Source organism: Lactobacillus sp. ESL0677 (assembly GCF_029392875.1).
Classification (GTDB): Bacteria; Bacillota; Bacilli; order Lactobacillales; family Lactobacillaceae; genus Lactobacillus.
Map to the genome: position 1 here is coordinate 872,118 of NZ_CP113946.1, position 24,174 is coordinate 896,291.

8 protein-coding genes are annotated in these 24,174 nt (G+C 40.1%); 5 read left to right on the top strand and 3 right to left on the bottom strand.

The features are described from left to right. Positions 1-123 precede the first annotated feature (123 nt). A complete protein-coding gene (locus OZX76_RS04260) occupies positions 124-14,175 on the top strand; it encodes an SLAP domain-containing protein (protein ID WP_277181257.1) in 14,052 nt (4,683 codons plus the stop codon). A 60-nt stretch (positions 14,176-14,235) separates the two neighbouring features. Here OZX76_RS04260 and OZX76_RS04265 read toward each other — a convergent pair whose 3' ends face one another. The 3 genes from OZX76_RS04265 to rpsD all read right to left on the bottom strand — a co-directional run bounded on the left by OZX76_RS04265 (position 14,236) and on the right by rpsD (position 16,684). Continuing rightward, positions 14,236-15,537, bottom strand: a complete 1,302-nt coding sequence (locus OZX76_RS04265; RefSeq protein WP_277181259.1) for a replication-associated recombination protein A — start codon at positions 15,535-15,537, stop codon at positions 14,236-14,238. Beyond that, complete coding sequence (locus OZX76_RS04270) at positions 15,537-16,001, bottom strand: YueI family protein (RefSeq protein WP_277181261.1); 465 nt, start codon at positions 15,999-16,001, stop codon at positions 15,537-15,539. The genes OZX76_RS04265 and OZX76_RS04270 overlap by 1 nt, the downstream gene beginning before the upstream one ends. 71 nt (positions 16,002-16,072) lie before the next feature. Beyond that, positions 16,073-16,684, bottom strand: a complete 612-nt coding sequence (gene rpsD, locus OZX76_RS04275; protein WP_277181264.1) for a 30S ribosomal protein S4 — start codon at positions 16,682-16,684, stop codon at positions 16,073-16,075. 343 nt (positions 16,685-17,027) lie between these two features. Here rpsD and ezrA point away from each other — a divergent pair, with 343 nt between their 5' ends. The 4 genes from ezrA to OZX76_RS04295 all read left to right on the top strand — a co-directional run bounded on the left by ezrA (position 17,028) and on the right by OZX76_RS04295 (position 24,174). Further along, positions 17,028-18,743, top strand: coding sequence for a septation ring formation regulator EzrA (gene ezrA / locus OZX76_RS04280; RefSeq protein WP_277181267.1), 1,716 nt, complete (start codon positions 17,028-17,030; stop codon positions 18,741-18,743). A gap of 140 nt (positions 18,744-18,883) precedes the next feature. Continuing rightward, positions 18,884-20,041 carry a cysteine desulfurase family protein gene (locus OZX76_RS04285; RefSeq protein ID WP_277181269.1) on the top strand — a complete coding sequence of 386 codons (1,158 nt, stop codon included), beginning with the start codon at positions 18,884-18,886 and terminating at the stop codon, positions 20,039-20,041. Positions 20,042-20,044: 3 nt separating this feature from the next. Beyond that, on the top strand, positions 20,045-21,262 hold the full coding sequence (thiI, locus tag OZX76_RS04290; protein ID WP_277132563.1) for a tRNA uracil 4-sulfurtransferase ThiI: 1,218 nt from the start codon (positions 20,045-20,047) through the stop codon (positions 21,260-21,262). 272 nt (positions 21,263-21,534) lie between these two features. Beyond that, entirely contained in the window at positions 21,535-24,174 is a 2,640-nt protein-coding gene (locus OZX76_RS04295) for a valine--tRNA ligase (RefSeq protein WP_277181271.1), read from the top strand.

The following is a 24,174-nucleotide window of genomic DNA, read 5'->3' on the forward strand; positions in this document are numbered from 1 at the left end:
ATTTGCACATTTGTAACTATTATTTATATATAAAATAATATAATTAATAATGTATTATATTTGAAATTATCTAGCTATGATTTACAATGGTACATGTTCAATTTTATGTAACAAGGAGTATTTATGTTAGGAAAAAATAATTTTAACGAAAGATTACGAAAGATGGAAATGCAAGCTAAGCAGGACCATTTTTCAATCCGTAAATTAAGTATTGGTGCTGCCTCGGTATTGCTTGGCTTTACTTTCTTTGGCTTAAATAGCCAAAGTGTACAAGCAGATACATTGACTTCACAACCTCAAGTAAAAGAAGCAACTCCTAATACATCTACAGGTAATAAGTTACTGACGGATAAGCAAGTAACGTTGGCTAAAAATACTGCCCCAACTACTACGCAGCAGTCAGCAGAAAAAACTACTAAAAGTACACAAAAACTGGATACTTATACCAAATTAAGTAAGTTTTTACGTGATTCAAATGTTGCAACTGTTACGGCTAGCGCTGGTAATGTAACAGAGTCAAGTAAGCCAAGTACTGTTAATACCGCTGCATCAGCAACTGCTGCAAGCGTTAAACCTGAGCAAAAGCCAATAGATAATCAACCTACTGATATTACTAACAGTGTAGCAGTCACACCTACTACTACTGATAAACCGGTGGCTGCCAAGCCTGAGCAAAAACCAGCTGTTGCTGCTGCAAGCACAGTAGATATTGCAACGCCAGGACAAGCCATATCTACTAATAAGCCAGTCACAGTTGATCCTGATGGGCAGCCGATTGTACAAGATGGAGTAGCAGCTTATAATGGTTTGTCTGAACTTACGAGTGAAGAAAAACAAGCTGGTAAGGTTTTGCATAATTATGATACGACTAATGATTCGACAGTTTATATTGGTAATTGGGATGACTATGTAAAGGCGTTAGCTAATCCTAATATTCATAATATTGAGCTTATTAATAATATTAATGCCCCAACTAATAATGCTGATCATCCTATTGCCACAGCACAGCGGCAACTAGTCATTGAATCTAGTAATAAAGATGGTAAGATGCCTGAAGGTGGATATATCATTAACTATAAAGGGTATGATTCGCGTAACAATAGTAAAGGGGCTAATGGTACATTAGATGTAACTTACCGGAACTTACGACTATATTCACAGACATACTTGGGCTTATGGAATACTGTTGATGGTGGGATGGTTGGTAATTTTCCTAAGAAAATTACTTTAGAAAATATTACTTACCAAGGGGCCCAGATTATTTATGCAGGTAACTATACGGAAGTACATATTAAAGGCAAAGTTGATGTGGCTTCAGTACCAACTTATGTTTCACCACTTGATAATTTAACTTATAAGTCACAAGAAAATAGTCAACAAGTTTTTGAATTATCACATCAAGGTGACAGCTTAATTTTTGAAGCGGGATCACAATTTACAGGAACTTCTTCACGTGATAACGTTATCGAAATGAATAACGGATCAAGTGGTACAACAGCTTGGAAAGACCCACAAGGTATAGTTCATCAGCTAGATAATGAGTCCAAGATTGTTCTGTCAGGTGCTAACGGTGACTTGCCAGCAGCTCAAGTAACTTTAAATCCTCGGGGAGTTTCAGCAGTTAGTAATGCAAGTCCGTCAGCAACAGGTATGGCTGCGGCAATTAATATTTCTGGTGATAATACTGTTGGGGAGGTTAATATTGAAAATGGTGCTACATTAACAATTAATAACACACCTGCTGTTAACACTAGCATTAAAGATAATGGTTCCGCAGCTGCAATCATGTTAGTCTCACCTAAGGTTAATATGAATGTGCAGGGAACAATTGACATTAAGACTAATAGTAATATTAATACTGTTTCAAAAGATAATGGTGTTCCTAAAGCAGGCTATTTAGTTTACGATGGTGGTAATTTAACGATTAGACGTGGTGGAGTAATTGATATTGCCGGATCGCAAATGGGTACTTATTCCGGAACTTTACTTTACATTGGACAAAAAGCTTATCTAGATAACGGTTCAATAAATATTCATCTAGATGGAGATAATACTGTTGATGGTGCCGGAACTGGTGCAATTATCTTAGTTGACGTTTCTAATTCAGGATCGTTAACGGTTGATAACCCTGAAAGTTTGATTTTAAATGCGTCTAATAATACTAATCCTGGCACCAGTATTATCGGTGATAGTGAAATTGATATTACTAACATTCGGCAACAGTTTGATTTTAGTAAAATAATTCCCGGCTTCCCTAAAATAACTTTACCGCCATTTCATGTTTTACGAGTTAAGAAAACAAACGGCTCTATCAGTGTAGTTCAAGATGATAAAACGAAAAAGTTGGGAATCGAAGTCTTAAATGGTAAGTCCCATATTGACGATGCCCATATTAAGAAGCTTACTGATGCTTTAAAAGGAGAGCCAACAGTTGCCGTAGTTCTTGCTAAAGCCTTGGGACAGGATGTTCCAACTAATCCAACGCAATTAACACCAGATATAGTTAATAGCATTGTTGCAGGAGTCAAAACTGCCTTAGAAAATATGAAAGCGGTTAGTTTTGACCAAGTTTTTGCGCAAATTATCACTCAGGCATTTTCAGATCCTACTAACCCTGGTTATAACAACATTACAATGTTACCAGCTAACCAAAAGGGATTCTTGGATATCGCAGATGATGATGGTAATTTAGGTAAAGCCTCATACCACCAAAATGATGATGGCTCGATGACAGTTAGTGGTAAGGTTGTTAACTTCAGTAATTATGCGGTAGATGAACCAGATAACTTATTCAATGATGTAATGCCAACAGGAACTAATGCTTACGTTGCCGTAAGTGTTAATGGTGGTAATTATTATCAAGATGACAAGAATCAAGTAGCCGATCCTTACCAGTATACTGATGACGGTGAGGATGGTGTAACCAACGATTTGCCGCACACTTATGTAGTTATGGCTAACATGGATGCTAAGAGTCCAAAGTATGGTACTTTTAGTTTTACTTTACCAGCAGATGCCTATCATAAGGGGGATCAACTGCAAATTGTTCCTGAAGCCAACTTTATTAGTTATGATCCTAATGATCCTGCAGGTACACACCAAACGGTGGGATTAAATAATGGGATTCTAACTACAGAAGAAAAGCAGGATCAGGCAGCCAATACTGTTATGCAAGCAGCTAACGCAGCAGTGAGTCAAGTCCAAGCTGCGGCAGCAGCTGATCCGGATAAATCACCAGCACATCAGCAAAAGTATACAGACTATGAAGCAGCCATTAATGCGGCAGCTAACGTGGCTACTGCTAAACCGACACTGGCAGATGGTACGGCTAATCCTAATTACGATGCAGCAAAATCTGTCTATGGTGCAACTGATTTTGCCATAATCAACCAAGCTAGAGATAGAGCTAAAAACAGCATTAATACGGCGACTAACCAAGCACAAGCTTATAGTGCTGTTCAGCAATACTTACAAGCTGGCAAGGACGACTTAGCTAAGCTCGGTCTAACTACTGGTTTTCCAAGTGAAAAATTAGTTGAGCAAATCAATGATGAAATTGCTTCGGTTAAAGCTGATGGTTCTAACAAGGATAGTGTTGAAACTGACCTTAAGAATCAGATACTTGACGAATATCAAACTGAAGTTAAAAATTCACTAACTTCATACGGCCCAAGTGATGCAGATTTAAGTAAGTTGAATTTGCCGGATCAAGCCTATGTTGCTTCTATTGATAAGTTACGAAATCCTGATAATATTGCGCAACAATTAGCAAGTACACCATCAACAGGTACTACTGCCGATTTCCAAGGTAGTCAGTTGATTAATAAGAACAAGACTGCAATTGATTTAGCAGCAGCTCAGGCACAGGCTACCTCAGAGTTAAATAATTATGCGCAAGCACAAGCTGGCGCTTATCCTGATTTTGCCACGGCAATTAGTCAAGCACAAAATAATTATCAAACAGTTATCAATAATGAAACTACTCTTAATAATTTACAAGATGCTAAAGGCAGTAACGCTAATGCAACTAACCGAGATCAAGTTACGGATGTTAAGAATGGGATGGCCGCTGTTGATCAGGTAATTACAAGTTACAAGTCCAATTTAAAGCAACACTTGCAACAGCAACTTACCGGTGGTACCGAAGGTACTACCACTTATCCTAACTTGACTGATGAAATTAATGATTTACAGGGTTATTTGAATGGTACAGGGATAGGTACTAACCTTGATATTTTAGCTGGAATTAAGCGGCTTAAGCAAGAACTTAGTGATGCCACTGAAATTGCTGCTAATGGTGGCGCGATTGATAGTGCTGCTACAGGACAAGATACTGCTAAACAAAACCAAACAGCTCAAGCTTTAATTGACGATGTTACTAAGCGGATCGCAGCTCTTAATAAGTTAAAGGCTGCTGCTGATCAAGCTAAGCACGATGCACCAAAGCAAACACCAGCTATTAATGAAGCATTAGCTCAAGCTGCTAAAGATGTCTTTGCTGCTGCTAATGATACTAATGGTAAAACACCAATTGAAACTGCAGCTAATCAGGGAGTAACTGCAATTAATAATACTGTTAAATATAGTCAAGCAGAAGATACAATTGATAAAGCCTATGATGCTGCTAAGCAAAAAATTCAAAGTTCTGGCTTGAATGCTGCTGCTCAGAAACCATATTTAGATGATCTGAATGCAGCATATCATGCAGCAACGGACAAGAACAGTAAGAATTCAATTTTTAATACAACAAATCCTGCTTACATTATTAACAGACAAAATGCAGCACTTAATAAGTTTAATAGTGCTGCAGCTAAGGCAGAAGTTGCTAACTATGCTAACCAAGTAAAGCATGATTTAGAGATCACAGGTTCTAATGCTGATATTGATCAGGCATTAGCTGCAGCTAATAATCCTAATTCTGGTACCCTTGATCAAGCCGCAGCAAATAGCACTGGTAACTCGACTGATATTACGGATAACGCTACGGGTATTACTCAGGCAGCTGCTGCAGCTAAGGCCAAAATTTTAGCTGCAGCTAAGCGAGTTGCTAAACAACAATTAGTTGATAAGGAAAACGCTGTTGAGGCAGCATTAGATAACCTTTCAACTTTGAAGGATCCGGAATTAAGCAAGGCTAAACAACAAGCTAAGGATGTGATTAGTAAGGGTGATGGCACCGGTGCCCAAGAAAAAGTAGACGCAGCAACAGATGAAAGTACTGTAGCGTCTGCATATCAAGACGGTATTGCGGCACTTAATAATATACTTAGTCAACAAACAGATGCAGATAATCGTGCGCAAGCTATTCAGGCCGTTAAGGACGAGCAAAGTAAAGCTATTGCTGATTTAGCACAGACTACTGGCAAATATGCTGATTTAACGCCTGAACATCGTCAAGATTTAGTTAATGCGGTTAATACTGCTGCAGCAGCAGGAATAACTGCAATTAATAATGCAGCCAATGATCAGGTTGAAACAAACAAAAATACTGCAATTAATAATATTAATAAGGTTTTAGCTAATGCTGCAACAGAAAATAAAAATGATAAGCAGGATAAGGATACTGCAATTAATAATGCGCGTAATGATGCCCTTAGCAATTTAAAGGACGCTTATGTTGCTGCACAAAATGCAGTTAATTCATTCCCTGCGGATCAAGTAAGTTCTACTAAAAAGAATAAGATTTTAGCTAAGATTGATCAGGATTATAAGGCCGCACAAAATGCAATTAATACTGCAACAAATAAAGATGATATTACTAGTGCAGAAGAATCAGGTGCGTCGGCTATTAACGCTGATGCTAAGGCGGCTGAACTTGAAGCAGCTAAGGCAATTGCTATTACTTCTTTGAATAATGAACAAGCTAAGGATACTAAGACGGTTGATGATGCTCTTGCTGCTAATAAAATTACGCAGCACCAACATGATCAGATGATTGATCAAATTAATAATTATCATGATACTGGCGTTAATGATATTAATAGTGATGCAACAACTACTACCGATCAAATTAACAAGTACTGTGGCACCTCTATTGATGCTATGTCGGGTGTAGCGATTGGTGTTAATAATACGGCTTTGGCTAACGCTAAGGATCAAGCTAAGCAAGATCTTAAGGCACTTGCTAGTCAAGTTAAGCAACATATTAATGATTTGGCCAGTCTAGGATCCGATGAAAAGAATAGCCAATTAGCGCAAGTTGATGCTGCATTGGCAGCAGCTACAAGTGCTGTTGATGGTGTTAATAGCACTAATGATATTAATACAGCTTATAACGAAGGTAAAAGTAATATTTTATCTGTTCAGTCAGCAGCTGATTTGCAGAATGCCAAAAATGCAGGTAAACAAAAATTAGATAATCAGCAAGCAACGGTTAATAATGCAATTGATGCGTTAACTAGCTTGGATGAAGCAAGTAAGGCTGCTCTAAAGCAAAGTGTTCAACAAGCGTATGACGCTGCCCTTAATAAAGTAAACAATCCTAGTCCAGCAAGTCCAACTCAAGTTGCTAAGGATACCGATGCTGGCTACAATGCCATGCAGTCAATTTTAGATAATGCACAGGGGCTTGATATTGTTAAGCAAAATGATAAAACAGCTCTAGATAATGCTGCTCAAGAAGCTAACGATCGGATTGATCAATCTGATTTAACTACAGAACAAAAAGCTGCTGCTCATGAGGCAATTAATCAAGCACGTGATGCTGCTAAGAATGAGGTTGATAAGGCAACTATCGATACAATTGCTAAGGTACATGCTGCTAAGCAAACAGGAATAGACAATATTACGGCAGCAGAAAATAAAGCCAACAGTAAATATCTCGCTGACTTAAAACAACAGGCTGATCAGAAAATTGATGCCGCTTGTGATACTGCTAAACAAGATTTAGCAACTGAATTTAATGATTTAACTCCTGATGAACAAGCAGAAGCTAAGCCAGCTTTTGATGCAGCTAATGCGGCAATTGAAACCGCACGGACTCAAGGTAAACAGGCAGTTGCGGCTTCTAATAATAAACAGGAAATTGATGCGGCAACTAATACCGCTGTCACGACGGTTCAAACTGCTGAAACTCCAGCATATTTGGTTTCAGCTCAAGTTAAAGGCAAGCATACGATTAAAGATTATGGTGACCAAATTAAGGGTGAGTTACCTAATCCTGATAGTACTGATGGTGCAGCAGCAATTGCTGACTTAGTAAATAATGCAATTGCTGAAATTACTACCACTGATAAAACACCTACTGACGTAAAGAATACTGTCAAAAAATATCAAGATAAGATTGATGGGATTAAGGCAACAGCTGATTCAACCCATAAAGATGAAATTGCTAAAGCTAAAGATGCTGCTTATACTGCTTTAGAACATAAGTTAAATGGCGATGGCACTAATAAGGGAACACTTGATGAGCTTGAGGGCTTAAAGGATCAATTAACTGGCAGTCAATTAGCCGCTTATGAACAACAAATCAAGAATATCCTTGATACTACACAAGATAATGTTAAGGGTGATGCTGATATTCCGTCCATTAATCGTGATCGTGATAATGGTCTTGATAATATTCAACAAGCATTAAATGATGCCAAATTGCAGGCTGCCAAGAATGCTGCTAATAAGCAATTAAGTCAAGATGCCCAAAATGCAATTAAGCAAATTAACGGTATGTCTAACTTAACTAACAAGCAAAAGCAGGACGCAATTGACAAGATTAATAATGCGATTGCTAAAGATAAAGCTAGTGGTAGTGAATATCAAATTAATGCTGCCCAAGATAAGAATACGATTGATGGCATTGTCACAAGTACTGAACAAGCAATCAACGGCATTGTTAATAATGCATCAAATACTGATTTCACTACTGCTCAACAAGCAGCTAAAGATAGTTTAGCCGCAGAAGCTGACAAGCTTAAAAATAGGGTTAAGGATGACTTGGCTGCTAAACCGCAGAAATTAAGTCAGACACAAGCTGCTGATTTAACTACACAGATTACTAATGCGTTAAATACTGCAGAAGGTAAAATTGATAAGGCAACGAGTCAGTCTGAAATTAACCAAGCTGAAGCTGCTGGTGAAACTGCCTTGGCAACAGTAGGTGATAATATTGATAAAGATGAAGCACAACAATCAAATTTAGAACAGATCAATGCTGCTGTTAATGCTGCTAAGGATAAGGCTGAAGCCTATCTTGCTGAACACTCGAATATGACAGAGGAACAAAAGCAACATGTTTATAATCAGCTAGCTGCGATTAGTAATGCTGCTAATGAAAGTATTAATCATCATCGTGAAGATAACAATGATGCAATTGCAAGTATGAATCAGTCAGCTATAGATGGTATTAACCAATTAAACAATTTAATGAGTAATTGGGATGCTAAAGAACAGGCTGTGCAGAAATTGAAGGGCCATGCTCAGTCGGCTAAGGATACAGTAGTAACTAGTAATCCAGATTATGCGACCTTGACACCTACACAAATTGCTGCAGCGCAAAATGCCATTCATGAAGCACAACATCAAGGTGAGAATACAATCTTTGGTTTGGATACTTCTAAGAATAAGCTTGATTCTGCTGAACAAGATAGTGAAGTTGCAATTGATAATGCTTTATTGCCATATAAGTTACTAAGCAAACAAAATCAAGAGACTAGTGCCCTTAATCAACATGCTAAGAAGCAGTTGGCAGCTCTTGAAAGTTTGGCGCAAAGTCCCGATAATCCAGAAGGTTTAACGCCTGAAGAACTAGCATCTTATCAACAGCAAATCGAACAAGCCCAAAATGCTGCTGCTGAAAGTATTGGTCAAGTAAGCTTGCCAACTCCGGCTGGTGCGGCTGATTATGAGACAGGTAAAAATAAGGTTGATCAAGCTGAAACCGCTGGTGAGACTGCAATTGATCAAATTATTAATAGTGCTAAACAGGGTGCTAAGAAGCGGCAAGAAATTGCAGCGGTTCAACAGGCAGCTCAACAAGCTGACCAAGTAAATGGTGTTGATCAAGCTGCCGTTGCAGCAATTGTAAATGCAGCTACAACAGCAATTAATGCTACCTCAGATACGACAGGAGCTAATGCACCTGAAGGAATTAAGGAAAATGCCGTTGCAGCAATTAATAAGCTGGTTGATCAAGCTAAAATTAATAGTTCTCAACATGATACGACTAAGTCATTAGACCAAGCAAAAGCAGATGCTGAAGCAATTATTAATCGTTCACAATTAACTGCTGAACAAAAGGCTGCTGCTAAAGAAAAGATGGCTAGTCTTTATGATAATGCTCAAAAGCAACTAATTGCTGCTAATAAAGATCAAAATGGTCAAGTTCTTCCAGCAGATGCTTATCAGGCAGCAGCTAAGCAAATTGTTGCTGGTTACCAAAAGTTGGTCGATCGAGTTCTTAATGAAAATAGTGATACTTCGTATCCGTGGTTTAACAATGAAGCTACTAATGCTTATAACGATTTGAATGGTAAATGGCAAGGGATTGAGCAAGGATTAACTGCTGCAGAGCAAGATAAATATCAAGACTTAATTAATACTGTCAATGATAGCTTGGCTAAACTTGATAAGACGCAAACAGGTCATAACAATACAATTAAGGATGCAACAGAAACTTATGATGCTGGACTAACTGCTTTTAATAAGTTGCAGGCTATTAAAGACATCGAAGCTGCTCAAGCAGCCGCTAATGCAGCGATTGCTGAAAATTCAAGTTTAAATGCTGCTCAAAAGCAACCATATCAAGAACAAGTTAATACTAATGCCCAAACAGCTATTAACAATATTCTCGGAGTAACCCCAAGTTCTAATGATACGGTGGGTAACCAAGATAAGATTGTAGCAGCTGAAGGCAATGTTATGAATGATCTTAATACGATTGTCAATGGTGCTAAAGATGAAGCAGCTGGTCACCTAGTTGATGCTAAAACAGCGCTCAAAGCTAAGCTGGATGCTGCTTATGCAGCAGCTAAAGCCAAGTTAGGAACAGCTTACATGCCCGGCAGTGAATTAGATCAAGTGCATGAACATGAAGTTGAGCAGCTTAATGGATTGTCATTAGCTGGACTTAATGATCCTAAAACGGCTGAACAGGCAATTAAGAATATTAACAAGGCTGCCGTTGTCGAAGCAGCTGCTTATGCTAATGATCAGATTGATCATTTAAAGCACGAAGATGGCTCAGATTATACTTCAGATGAGAAGGCTGCATTGAAAGCTGCAGTTAATGGTGAAGTCACTAAGGCTAACGATGATACTCAGGGTACAATTTCTACTGGTACTACTATTCCAGATACGGTTACAACTGCACGTAACGACGCTATTGATCAAATAGGTAAAGATTATACTGATCCAGATGTGATTAACCAGATCTTGAATAATAATGAACAAGTTCAAGTTGACCGTGCAAAAGCACAGGCGCAAGCAGATATAGCTGCTGCTTATGAAGCAGCTCAGGCTAACTTACCTGATGGTGCTGATACGACTAACTTAGATAATGCGTACCTTAACCATAAGATAGTAATTGGCAATAGTGTTGCTGCTATTAAAGAAGCTGCACGAAAAGCCGAACAAGCAATTGCTCAGGGTGCTGTGCAAGATGCTGCTCTAGCGGCTAAGAATGAGATTAAGAATTTAAAGCATGAAGATGGTTCAGCTTATACTGATCATGAACAAGCAGCTTTGAATAACTTAATTGATAGTAATATGCACGATGCTGCTCAAGCGATTGCAGCAGCCCAAGCTAACCCAAGCAGTATGACAGCTCTGCAAGCTTCTAAGACGAAAGATGGTTCGATTGTCAGTGGTGCATTAAACAATGCCTTAAATGTCATTAGTGCTAATGGTACTGGTAATTCAAATGCTGATAAAGCAGCTTTGAATAGTGATCCTGCTGTTTTAGCTGATGCTAAAGACAAGGCTAAGAAAGATATTGCCCAAGCTGGTAAAGATGCAGCAGCTGCAGTTGATCAGCTGACTAATCATCAAGATGGGACACCTTACACTGATGCTGAAAAGCAGGCAATTAAGGATGCAATTCAAGAGGAAGTTGCTAAGGCTAATGGAACTAAGGCTGATCAGGGCACTATTGATAATGCTAATTCAGTACCTGATGTCAATACTGCTAAGCAAAACGCCCTTGATCCTATTAATAAGATTAAGGATGCATGTACGAATAATAATGGTAGTGTTCTGGATCCAATTATTAGTGCTAATGAAGTTGTTCAACAAGAACAAAAGAATAAGCAAGCTGCCCAAACAGCTGTCACTGCAGCTGCTAATAAGGCTCGTCAAGACATGGGCGTTGCTAAGGGTAGTGATGAAGCTAAGGCAATTGACCAAGCAGAGCAAGCTGCCTTGAATACAATCAATCAGGTAACAGATGGCAAGTATAATGATGCAGAAAATACTGGCTTAGCTGGTATAGTTGATTCCGAAAAGCAAACAGCTCAAGCACAATTAGCCGCAGCAGAGAATGTCGTTGAAAGTGCGATTGCTCAGGATACTGGCTTGAGCACGGCTGATAAGGCAGCAGCTAAGCAAAGTGCACAGGCAGCTTTACAAGCAGCAGTGGCCTTAGTTAATCAAGTAGAAAGTACTGATACAACGGGGGCAACCGTAAATGCTAAGCAAGATGAGTTGAAGAATGCTTATAATTCAGCTAAATCACAATTTACACAAGTTACTACTAATGCTGGTAATTTAAGTAATATTAAGCAAGCTGCTAAAGCTCGGCTACAAGCAGCTCACGATGCAGCGATTGCTAATGGAGTAGCTAAGACAGCTGCTGATAGAGTTCAAGCAGCTGCTAACAATATGATTGATCAGGCACAAGACGAAGCAGGAATCAATCGAGCTGAAGTTAATGGTGAAAAAGAATTAGCTAAGTTAGAAGTTCAAGCGGCAGCTGATGCAGCTAATGATAAGATCGACCATTTGAAGCATGAAGATGGCAGTAATTACACTGAACATGAAAAGCAGGCCTTAAAGGATAAAGTTAAACAAGATCAAACTGCTGCCGAAGCCGCTATTGATGCGAGTGAGACAGTGGCTGAATTAGGACAGTCCAAGAATGATGGCATTAAGCAAATTAATCAAGATAGTGCTAATTTAGAAACAGTTAATAATATTCTTGATCATAATAAGCAAGTACAACTTGATCGGGCACTGACTACCGCTAAGAATAAGTTGCAGTCAGCCTACAATTCTGCTAAGAATAAATTAGGTAAAGATGCTGATACCACTAAGCTTGATGCTGCTTACCAAACTGCTCTTACTAATTTACAAGCAGATTCACTAACTGATCTTAAGCAAACAGAACTAAATGGTGAGAAGACTATTGCTAAAGGTGCTGTTGCGAGTGCCTATGATACAGCAGCTCAAAAGATTGCCCAAATGTGGCCGAATGACGATTCACAAACGGCTAAAGATAAGAAGCAAGCTTTGTTGAATGCAATTTCAGCTTTACTGCGTGATACCAATTTCCCTACTAGTGGTAGCATTGATCAGGCAGATGAATCAGGAGCTATTTCGAGTGCTCGTGATACTGCTATTAATATGATTAATGAGTTAAATGGTAATCAAGATAAAGTTACTGATATTATTAATCATGACCAAGTAGTACAAATTGACCAAGTGTGTGATCAGGCTGTTGCTAATGGTGCTGATCAAGATAAGGTTCAACAAATTCGCGATGAAACTACTGATAAAATTAAGCAAGCTTTGCAAAATGGTGACCATGAAGCAGCTCAAAAGTATGAACTAGCGGGTGAAAAAGAAATTGCTAAACTTGAAGTTCAAGCAGCAGCTGATCAGGCTAAGGATAAAATTGATCATTTGACAACCAAGCCAGATGGTAAACCTTATACTGAAGCCGAAAAGAATGCATTGAAGAATAAAGTTATTCAAGAAATTGCGCAAGCTGAGACTACCGGTGATACTAAGATTGATGATGATCAGACTGATACGTCTGACAAGGTTAATCTAGCTAAACAGGAAGCAATTGCTCAAATCAATCAGGTGCTTGCTGGAGATCATTTAACTGCAATTGTTAATAATAGTATTGCTGTTGCTAAAGATAATGCTAATCAAGCAATTGCAGCAGCCGTTGCAGCAGCAAATGCAGCAATTGATGCTAATAAGAATTGGAGTGAAGTTGAGAAGCAAGAACTAAAAGATCGCATTAAGCAAGATGCCGAAAAGGGTCAAGCTAAGATTAAGACGGATCAAGATATTATTACTATTAATCATGATCGTGATACGACTATTAATCAGATTAAGCAGGATTACACGGATCAAGCAACGATTATTAGTATTATTGGCACTAATTCATCTACCGCACCAATAATTAATACTTTGCCAGCTGCTAATAAGGTAACTTTAATGCACAATGCTTATCTTTATGATGAAAATGGTAACCGTGCCAACAAGATTGACTTGAAGGCTGGCTCAGTAGTCACGACTTATGGTAAGCAAAAGATTAATGGTACAGAGTACTTCGTCTTGATTGACAAGGGTGCTAATAACAAGAAGTATTACGTGGTAAGCACGAATATAACTAGTGTGCACAAGACTTTGACGCATAATGCCTATGTCTACAATAAGTATGGTCAAAGAATTAAGTCTCGTCATGCATTGAAGAAGGGCACGACAATTGCTACATTCGGAAGTGCTGTTACTATTGAAGGCCGCAAGTACTACATCACTGGTGAAAACAAGTACGTGAGAGTAACTAACTTTGCTAGTGATTCGACAGCTGCAACTAAGACGGTTAAGACACAAGCGACAGTTGCTCCAATTAGTGACAAGCCTGATGCTCCAGTTGAAAAGAAGATTATGCATAATGCATATCTTTATAATGAACAAGGTGTTCTGACTACTGGATTGATCTTTAATGCTGGTTCAGTAATTACCACGACTGGCACTAAGTCAATTGATGGCGAAATTTATTACGGACTTGAAGACGGCTTGTATGTCAAGGCTGCTAATATTGATGCCAAGAAGTTAAAATTGAAGCACAATGCTTACATTTACGGCCAATATGGTAATCGTAAAGGTAAAAAGGTGCTTAAGAAGTCTAAGTCAGTTAAGACTTACGGCAATGCAATTTCTGTTCAAGGTAAAAAATATTATATTACAGCCAAAGGAAAATTAGTTAAGAAAGCTAACTTCAACAAGAAGTAAACTTTAGATAAGAAAATGCCCCAAATTGTTAAAATGACAATTTGGGGCATTTTTTGTTATTTAGTTTTTAAGGCCGTCTTCCTGCATTTGGTGCAGAATTTGGTATTGCTCCTTGAGGGCTTTTTCGATTTTAGAATTACCTTTAGGAGCAAAGTATTGCTTGCCCACCAGTTTATCAGGTAAATATTGTTGCGCAATCCAGTCATTAGGGTAGGCATGAGGATAAGTATAACCTGTGCCGTGGCCTAACTTCTTGGCACCAGAATAGTGGGCGTCTTTAAGATCGGCTGGGATTGCGCCAATGTCATTCTTGCGAACGTCGTTAAGGGCCGCATCAATTGCCGACATTGCACTGTTGCTCTTAGGTGAGAGAGCCAGCTCAATTACGGCGCTAGCTAAGGGAATCCGCGCTTCGGGGAAGCCTAGACTTTGAGCGGCTTGAATAGCAATGATTGCATGTTGCGCCGCTGCGGGATTGGCTAAGCCAATGTCCTCATAGGCAATAACACTTAGGCGGCGACAGATCGAGACCAAATCACCTGATTCAATTAATCGTGCCAAGTAGTGCAGGGCTGCATCAGTGTCAGAACCGCGAATTGACTTCTGAAAGGCTGAGACAAGATCATAATGGCCATCGCCATTAGCGTCAAAGTTCTGACTGCGCATCTGGATAGAGTCAGCCATCTCTTGCTGAGTAATGGTGAAGTTGGTGTCTTCTTTTCCGGCGGCAATTAGCTCTTGCTTGGTTGACCTAACAGCCAGCTCCAAGCCATTTAAGGTTGCTCGCAAATCGCCGTTACCTTTTTGAATTAGCAATTTTTCGGCATCATCTGTCAATTTTACTTGGTAGTCACCCAGACCATTTTCCTTATCAGTTAAGGCCCGGTTAATCGCCTGGGCGACATCATTTTCAGCTAATGGCTTCAGCTCGAAAATTTGACAGCGGGAGCGAATGGCGGGGGAGATCGAAATATAAGGATTTTCAGTTGTTGCTCCAATCAGAATAATTTGCCCAGATTCAAGCAGTGGCAGAAGATAATCCTGTTTGGTTTTGTCTAAACGGTGAATCTCGTCTAATAACAAAATTACGGTGCCGCTCATTTTGCCTTCAGCGGCTACTTGTTCCAGCTGCTTTTTACTATCCGTTGCGGCATTTAACTTCCGAAAGGCATACTTGGTTGAGCCAGCAATCGCGCTGGCAATGCTGGTTTTACCAATTCCCGGTGGCCCATAAAGGATCATCGAGGAGAGCAACTTGGCTTCAACCATTCGGCGAATAATCTTTCCGGGACCGATTAAGTGCTGCTGGCCGACAACTTGATCAAGATTTTGCGGACGCATGCGGTAAGCTAACGGCTTCATTAATTGCCTCCATGAAAGAGCCGGTGCCAGAAGCCAGACTTCTTTGGCGTCTGACCTAATTCTATCTTCGGCATTTCTTGTGGATAAACTTGCCCAATCTCAACGCGCGTCTTGTTGATGGCGGTCTTGGCGACAACAAGAACGGCGGTGTCTTGAGCACCGGTTCGAGCAGTATCGTTATTAACTAAGGTGAAGGGAATATTATACTGCCCGCATTTAGCTTCGATTTGATCTAAAAATTCACCGGTTAAATTGCCATTAATTAGGATTGAGTAATCACGATAATCGGCAAAATGGTCTAAAAAAGTTGCAGTCAATTCTGGCTTTTCAACTTCAGTATTGTCCATTCTGACTAACACGCGCTCACGTAGTGATCCTAAGAAGCGCCGGCGCTCGTCAGGCTTAGTTTGTGGGGTAATTCCTTTAGCAGCATTTTCAACGCGAGTATTTAAATCTTCTGTCATGGCTGAAAATTTCCTTTCTTGGGTAGCAAAAACCCCTCTCCAAAGTGGAAAGGGGCATGCCAATGTAGAAATTAAAGTAACTTGTTGTAGTATTCAACAACTAGGGCTTCGTTAATCTCTGGTTCCATTTCATCACGTTCAGGAAGACGTACAAGAGTACCTTCCAACTTGTTGTCATCAAATGAAACAAATGATGGACGAGTTACGACTGCTTCAAGAGCATCCTTAACTTGTTGTAAGTTCTTTGACTTTTCCTTCAAGCCAACAGTTTGACCAACTTTGACTTCGTATGAAGGAATGTCAACGCGCTTGCCATCAACAGTGATGTGACCGTGGTTAACTAATTGTCTAGCTTGTTGTCTGGTAGTAGCTAAGCCTAAACGGTAAACAACGCTGTCCAAACGACGCTCTAACAAGATCATAAAGTTAGTACCGTGTTCACCTTCACGGATCTTACCGGCTTGAGTAAACAGAGTTCTAAATTGACGTTCGTTTAAACCATACATCCAACGAAGCTTTTGCTTTTCGTGCAATTGCTCGCCGTATTCTGATAAACGACCACGTGAGTTAGGACCGTGTTGACCAGGAGCATAGTTACGACGACTAATTTCCTTGCCAGTACCTGAAAGTGAGATACCTAATCTTCTTGAGCGTTTCCAACTTGGACCTGTATATCTTGACATAAAATCCTCCAATAAAATCTGATAACAGTTTCTGGAGTAAAATATCACACATAAGTTCAACATTCGTGCATCTTAATTTTCATTTTCGCCTGTTGCAGCGTCGGTTACTCGTTCACTAAAACGTATTAAGATGTTGACGTTCTTGTCACTTATAGCTGCAAATATTTTACACGAAATTAATTATATCGGTGTTAAGGCGCTAAAGCAAGGGAAAAGACAATTTTAACCACTTTTGTGCTTAAAAAGGGATATTTTCATAATTAAATTGCAGCTATCTTTAAAACCAGGCCCCACAGCAAGTAAGAAATTTGCTATAATAAAGGGTAGTTTTGGAGGAGAAATTATGTCACCAACCCAATCTCTAATCGTAGTAATTGCAGTTATGCTTATCTTAATTGTTGTTGCCTTTATGCTCTACATTAATCGCCGGCAATTACGGGCAATTTTGGAGTTAGACGATTTAATTACTAAAATCGAAAAAATGCATTTAAAGCAGGACATTGATCGGTTAAATAAGATGGATCTTGCCGGCGAGAGCCTGACCACTTTAACAACTTGGCGCAAGAGCTATGAGGAAGCAACGAGCAAGAAAATTCCGCAGGTACAAAAATTGCTGGAACAGGCAGCTGACGAGAATGTTCACTATCGCTTGTTTAAGTCGCACCAAAATATTAAACAGGCTCAGGAGATCATGAAGCAGACCTTTGATGATGCCAAGAATACCAAGGATGTTTTTACAGAATTACTTGAATCTAACCGCGAAAATCAGGTGCAGTATGATGCCTTAATCAAGGTTTATCATGAATTGCGCAAGAATGTTTTGGCTGATTCGTTTGATTATGGCACGGCAATTGATCAGATCGAAAATGACTTGTCGAACTTAGAGAATGACTTCGCTGAAGCCAAGAATTTGTCAGCGCAGGGCGATCAAGTTGAGGCTAAACGGATTTTGTCCAAGATCAAGGCATCTTTGGCGACAATGCAGCAAGAACTGCCGCAAATTAAGAAGGATCGCCATGAGCTAGACTCTGTCTTTCAAGATCAGCTGCAGGAATTATCGGATTCTTATAAAAAGATGATTGCCGATAAGTACTACATTACTGAAATCGATGTTTTAGGTAAGATTAAAGAGATTCGCGGACAGATTACTGAAGCAGGGCAATTTTTGACAGAATTAAAATTGACAGAATTGTCTAACTATATTAAGGAAATCAAAAAGGAGATTGCTGCCCTCTATGATGTTCTAGCTAAAGAATACAAGGCGCGGCCATTTGTTGAAGAAAACCAAGATAAAATTCAGCGTTTATTAGCACGTGAACAGGTAGAGTCTAAGAATTTGGTTGCAAAATTACGCCACATTGATGAGAGCTATGAACTGACACACGGCGAGTTAGCTAAGAGTCGGCAGCTGGAACAGGAAGTCAACGACATGAACCGGCAATACACGGTTGACACCCAAAATGTGGCTGATGGCAAAGGTGTATTTTCTGCGATTAAGGATTCGTGGCTGGGGATGCTGGAGCGTTTGCGCGAGATTGGTGAGCAGCAAAAGCAGATGGCGCAGGATGTCGATGGTCTGTATGATTCCGAGAATGTGGCGAACGACTCAATCAACCGCTTTAAGCAAGAAGTATCTCTTGTGTACCGGCGTTTAGAGCGCAAAAAGTTGCCGGGAAATCCTGATACCTTTGTTCAAATGTACACCTTGGTAATCAACGAGATTGGTCATGTTGCCAAGGAATTAGGTGAAGTTAGAATTAACATGGAAAAGATTTCTAACGAGTTAATTCAAATTTCTGACGACGTTGAGCGGTTGAAGCGTGAAGCCGACGACATCATTAATTCTGCAGATTTAGTTGAGTTGACCTTGCAGTACTCCAACAAGTATTCTGACAATGACGGAATTAAGCGAGCGCAAAAGAAGACGATGCAGCTTTACAGTCAGGACTACAATTATAAGGAAGCTTTGGACACGATTGCGACGGCAATTGAGAAGGCTGAACCTGGCTCATATCAGCGGTTAGAGAATTTATACTATTCTGATAAAAAGAATGAATAAAATTTAAAAACAGTTTTAGGGTGATCCTAGAATTGTTTTTTACTTTAAAATAATTATTAATTGAAGCAAAACTATATTTAAGTTACAATTTATAAGTTGAAGAAGTGGCTCAGTGGGCCTTTTTGAGGGGAGTAAAGTCTGTGATTTATTTTGACAATAGTGCGACAACTAAGATTGATCCGGCAGTGTTAGCTACTTATGATCAAGTTGCACAAAACATTTGGGGGAATCCGTCTAGTTTACATAAAATGGGCGACCGTGCATTTCAATTATTGACGAGTTCGCGCAAGCAAATTGCCAGTTTGCTAGGTACTAAGCAAGATGAAATTTTCTTTACTTCTGGTGGAACTGAATCCAATAATTTGGCAATTAAGGGAACGGCAATTCAGAAACGTGAATTTGGTAAGCACATCATTACTTCAAGTGTGGAACATGCTTCTGTCGCCAACGCGTTTAATGCCTTAGAGAACTTGGGCTATCGGGTTACACGGCTTCCGGTTGATAAAGAAGGTCGCGTGAATGTTAATGATTTGCGCAATGCGATTGATACGGACACAACCCTAGTTTCAATTATGGGTGTCAACAATGAAATTGGGACAATCCAACCGATTGAGGCCATCAGTGATTTGCTAACCAACTACCCAACAATTCAATTCCACGTTGATAATGTTCAGGCTCTTGGAAAGCACATTTGGCCGCGGGTATTTACTCCGCGCGTTGACTTGTCGAGCTTATCAGCACACAAGTTCCATGCACCACGTGGTATTGGTATTTTATACAAAAAGGAAGGCAAGATGCTGTCACCGTTGCATGATGGTGGTGGTCAAGAAAAAGGTTTGCGATCTGGTACGGAAAACTTACCGGCAATTGCGGCAATGGCGAAGGCTGTGCGATTACTTCTGACTGACGAAGCCGCTAAAGCTGACCGCGAAGCCGCAATTAAGCAAAAAATTGTTAATTATTTGCAAGATAAGCCGGGAATCAAAATCTTCTCGCCAGTTAGTGCTGACTTTACGCCACATATTTTGTGTTTTGCACTTGAAGGGATTCGGGGAGAGACCTTGGTGCACACGCTAGAAGAGCACGACATTTATACGTCAACAACTTCTGCCTGTGCTTCAACTAAGACTGATGAAGCCAGCACCTTGGTGTCAATGCACGTTGACGACAAAATTGCAACTAGCGCAATTCGGCTAAGCTTTGATGAGAGCAATACAATAGAAGAAGCTGATGAATTTATCGCTGTCTTTGATAAGATTTACCAGCATTTTGCTAAAATTAATCATTTGGGAGAATAATTAATGGAATATACGGAAATTATGGTTCGTTACGGCGAGCTATCGACAAAAGGAAAGAACAGAAAGGATTTCATTGGCAAGCTTGCTGGTAACGTAACTAAGGTGTTGCGTAATTTTCCAGAAGTTGAAATTCACCCGCGACATGACCGGATGCATATTGTACTTAATGGGGCACCATTTGCTGAAATCGACCAGCGTTTGAAAAAAGTGTTTGGTATTCAGACTTATTCGCCGACAATTAAGATTGAAAAAACGCTGCAGGCAATTGAAGAAACGTCGTTGGCACTGATGAAGAAAACTTTTAAAAAGGGCATGACCTTTAAAGTTAATACTAAACGCAGTGATCATCATTTTGCTTACGATACAAACGAATTAAACTCACTTGTTGGTGATTATTTATTTGAAAACATGACCGACTTAAAGGTAGAAATGAAGCACCCAGACCTTGTTCTGCGAATTGAAGTTCGTCAAGATGCGATTTATATTTCTAACCAATTATTACACGGTGCTGGCGGGATGCCTGTTGGTACCGGTGGTCGTGCTGTTATGATGCTTTCAGGTGGGATTGACTCACCAGTTGCGTCATACTTAGCACTCAAGCGCGGCGTTGATATTGAAATGGTTCACTTCTTTAGTCCGCCATATACTACAGAAAAAGCTCTAAACAAGGCAAAGGAATTAACCGGGATTTTGGCAAATTATGCTGGTCGCATTAATTTTATTGCCGTTCCGTTTGCGGAAATTCAGGAAACAATCAAGGAAAAAGTGCCGGAAGGATATTTGATGACGGTTCAACGGCGGTTTATGCTGCGTCTAGCTGATAAAATTCGGGCTAAGAGAAATGAATTGGCAATTTTCAATGGCGAATCCGTTGGTCAAGTTGCTTCACAAACCTTGGAGTCAATGCTGGCAATTAATGATGTGACGACAACTCCTGTTGTGCGGCCAGTTGCGACAATGGACAAGACCGAAATTATTCGTTTGGCTGAAGAAATTGGCACCTTTGATTTATCTATCAAGCCATTTGAAGATTGTTGTACAATTTTTGCGCCGCCACGGCCTAAGACCAAGCCAAAAGTTGACAAGGCGCGTGAATATGAAGCACGCCTTGATGTTGACGGCTTGATTGAACGCGCTCTTGCAGGGATCAAGGTTACGGCAATTTATCCGAATGACAAGTTTTTAGCTGATAAAGCTGAAGAAGATGCTGCATTACTATAAAAACGTGCTATAATAACTAGCAAAGCAATAACTAAGAGGTATTAACTTTATAGACAGAGAAAGGCTAAAATGGTGCGAGGCCGAGAGTTAATTGGTAGCTTGGTTTTTAACTGATTGACTGAACTAATAGTAAGTTGATCCGGCAGAATTCGCCGTTATCACGATGCAAGAGAAGCAATAAAATGCTTAACTTAGGTGGTACCGCGGTTAGTAAATCGTCCTAGATCCAAAATCTAGGGCGATTTTTTTATTATCAGAAAGAAGGAAATTATATGACAGATTTGGCTCCAAAATATGATCACAAGGAAGTTGAGGATGGTCGTTACCAAACTTGGCTTGATGAGGATTTATTTAAGCCTTCAGGCGATAAAAAGGCACACCCATATTCAATTGTTATTCCGCCGCCAAATGTTACGGGAAAATTGCACTTGGGACACGCTTGGGACACAGCAATTCAAGATACATTGATTCGCTTTAAGCGGATGCAGGGCTATGACACGTTGTATTTGCCAGGAATGGACCATGCGGGAATTGCAACGCAGGCAAAAGTTGAAGCCAAGTTGCGTAAGCAAGGTAAAGATCGTCACCAAATGGGACGTGAAGCCTTTGTCAAGCAAGTCTGGGATTGGAAGGACGAATACGCCAACATTATCAAGGGGCAATGGGCCAAAATGGGTCTGTCACTTGATTACTCCCGTGAACGTTTTACTTTAGATGAAGGTTTATCTAAGGCTGTTCGCCGCGTTTTTGTTCAATTATATAACGAGGGCTTAATCTACCGCGGGCAATATATTATTAACTGGGATCCAGCTTTACAAACTGCTTTGAGTGATATTGAAGTTATCCACCAGGATGACAAGGGTGCTTTTTATCATATTAAGTATCCGTTCGCTGATGGCTCGGGCTTTGTTGAAATTGCAACGACGCGGCCTGAGACCATGTTTGGTGATACTGCAGTTGCGGTTGCTCCTGGGGATGAACGTTACAAGGACTTAGTTGGTAAAGAACTGATTTTGCCGCTTGTTGGCCGCCATATTCCGATTATTGAAGATCAACACGTTGACCCAGACTTTGGGACTGGTTTAGTAAAGATTACGCCAGCTCATGATCCGAACGACTTTGCCACTGGTAATCGCCATAACTTAAAACGGATTAACGTCATGAATGATGACGGTACGATGAACGAGGAATGTGGCAAATATGCTGGCATGGATCGCTTTGACTGCCGTAAGCAATTAGTCGCAGACTTAAAAGAACAAGGTTACTTGATTAAAGTTAAGCCAATTGTTCACTCCGTTGGTCACTCAGAACGTTCTGGTGTTCAAGTTGAACCTCGTTTGTCAACCCAATGGTTTGTTAAGATGAAGCCGTTAGCTGATAAAGTGTTGGCTAACCAAAAGACTGATGGCCGGGTTAACTTTGTTCCTGAACGATTTGAACAAACACTTGAACATTGGATGGAAAATGTTCATGATTGGGTAATTTCTCGGCAATTATGGTGGGGTCACCGGATTCCAGCTTGGTACAATAAGAAGACCGGTGAAATGTACGTTGGCGAAGAAGCACCTAAGGATGCTGAAAACTGGCGGCAAGACCCTGATGTTTTGGATACTTGGTTTTCAAGTGCCTTGTGGCCATTTTCAACGATGGGTTGGCCTGATGAAGACGCACCAGACTTTAAGCGCTATTTCCCAACTAATGCACTAGTTACTGGTTACGACATTATCTTCTTCTGGGTTTCACGGATGATCTTCCAAAGTTTGCACTTTACGAATGAGCGTCCGTTTAAAGACGTTGTTTTGCACGGCTTAATTCGTGATGAGCAAGGTCGAAAGATGAGTAAATCATTGGGCAACGGGGTTGACCCAATGGATGTTGTTAACGAATATGGTGCCGATGCTTTACGCTGGTTCTTGTTGAACGGTACAGCTCCGGGTCAAGATACTCGTTACAATCCAAAGAAGTTGGCTGCAGCTTGGAACTTTATCAACAAGATTTGGAACGCTTCAAGATTTGTAATCATGAACTTGCCAGAAGACGCCAAGCCAGCTCACATGCCTGATACCAGCAAGTTTGACTTAGCTGATAGCTGGATCTTTGACCGGTTGAACCACACAGTGAGCGAAGTTGTGCGTTTATTTGATGAATACAAATTTGGTGAGGCAGGCCGCGAGGCTTATAACTTTATCTGGAATGACTTCTGCGACTGGTATATTGAAATTTCTAAGGTTGCCTTAAACGGTGATGACGCGGAATTGAAGGCAAGAAAGCAGGATAACTTAATCTGGATTCTTGATCAAATTTTGCGGTTATTGCACCCAATTATGCCATTTGTAACCGAAAAATTATGGTTGTCAATGCCGCATACTGGCAAGTCAATTATGGTTGCTAAGTACCCAGAAGCTCACAGTGAATTCGTTAATGAACAAGCTTCACGTGACATGACGTTCTTAATTGATGTAATTAAGGCAGTCCGGAATATCCGCATGGAAGTTAATGCACCAATGTCATCACCAATTGATATTATGATTCAACTTGATGATGCCGCAAATGAACGGATTTTGACCGACAACGAGGATTACGTTAAGAACTTCTTGCACCCAAAGAAGTTGGAAATTGCCACAGAAATGACTGCGCCAAAATTAGCTAAAACAGCAGTTATTTCCGGTGCGCAAATTTTTGTTCCGTTAGCTGAATTGGTTAACATTGATGATGAACTTAAGCGGATGGCAAAAGAAGAACAAGACCTTGAGGCAGAAGTTGCTCGTTCAACTAAGAAGTTAGCTAACCAAGGCTTCGTTGCTCATGCACCAGCAGCAGTTATTGACAAGGAAAAGGCCAAGAAGGCTGACTATGAAAGTCAATTGGCTGGTATTCGTCAACGAATTCAAGATTTGAAAGAGAGTAAATAA

Coding starts and splice junctions, on each gene's coding strand:
- OZX76_RS04260 (WP_277181257.1), top strand. CDS start 124: ATGTTAGGAAAAAATAATTTTAACGAAAGATTACGAAAGATGGAAATG.
- OZX76_RS04265 (WP_277181259.1), bottom strand. CDS start 15,537: ATGAAGCCGTTAGCTTACCGCATGCGTCCGCAAAATCTTGATCAAGTT.
- OZX76_RS04270 (WP_277181261.1), bottom strand. CDS start 16,001: ATGACAGAAGATTTAAATACTCGCGTTGAAAATGCTGCTAAAGGAATT.
- rpsD (WP_277181264.1), bottom strand. CDS start 16,684: ATGTCAAGATATACAGGTCCAAGTTGGAAACGCTCAAGAAGATTAGGT.
- ezrA (WP_277181267.1), top strand. CDS start 17,028: ATGTCACCAACCCAATCTCTAATCGTAGTAATTGCAGTTATGCTTATC.
- thiI (WP_277132563.1), top strand. CDS start 20,045: ATGGAATATACGGAAATTATGGTTCGTTACGGCGAGCTATCGACAAAA.
- OZX76_RS04295 (WP_277181271.1), top strand. CDS start 21,535: ATGACAGATTTGGCTCCAAAATATGATCACAAGGAAGTTGAGGATGGT.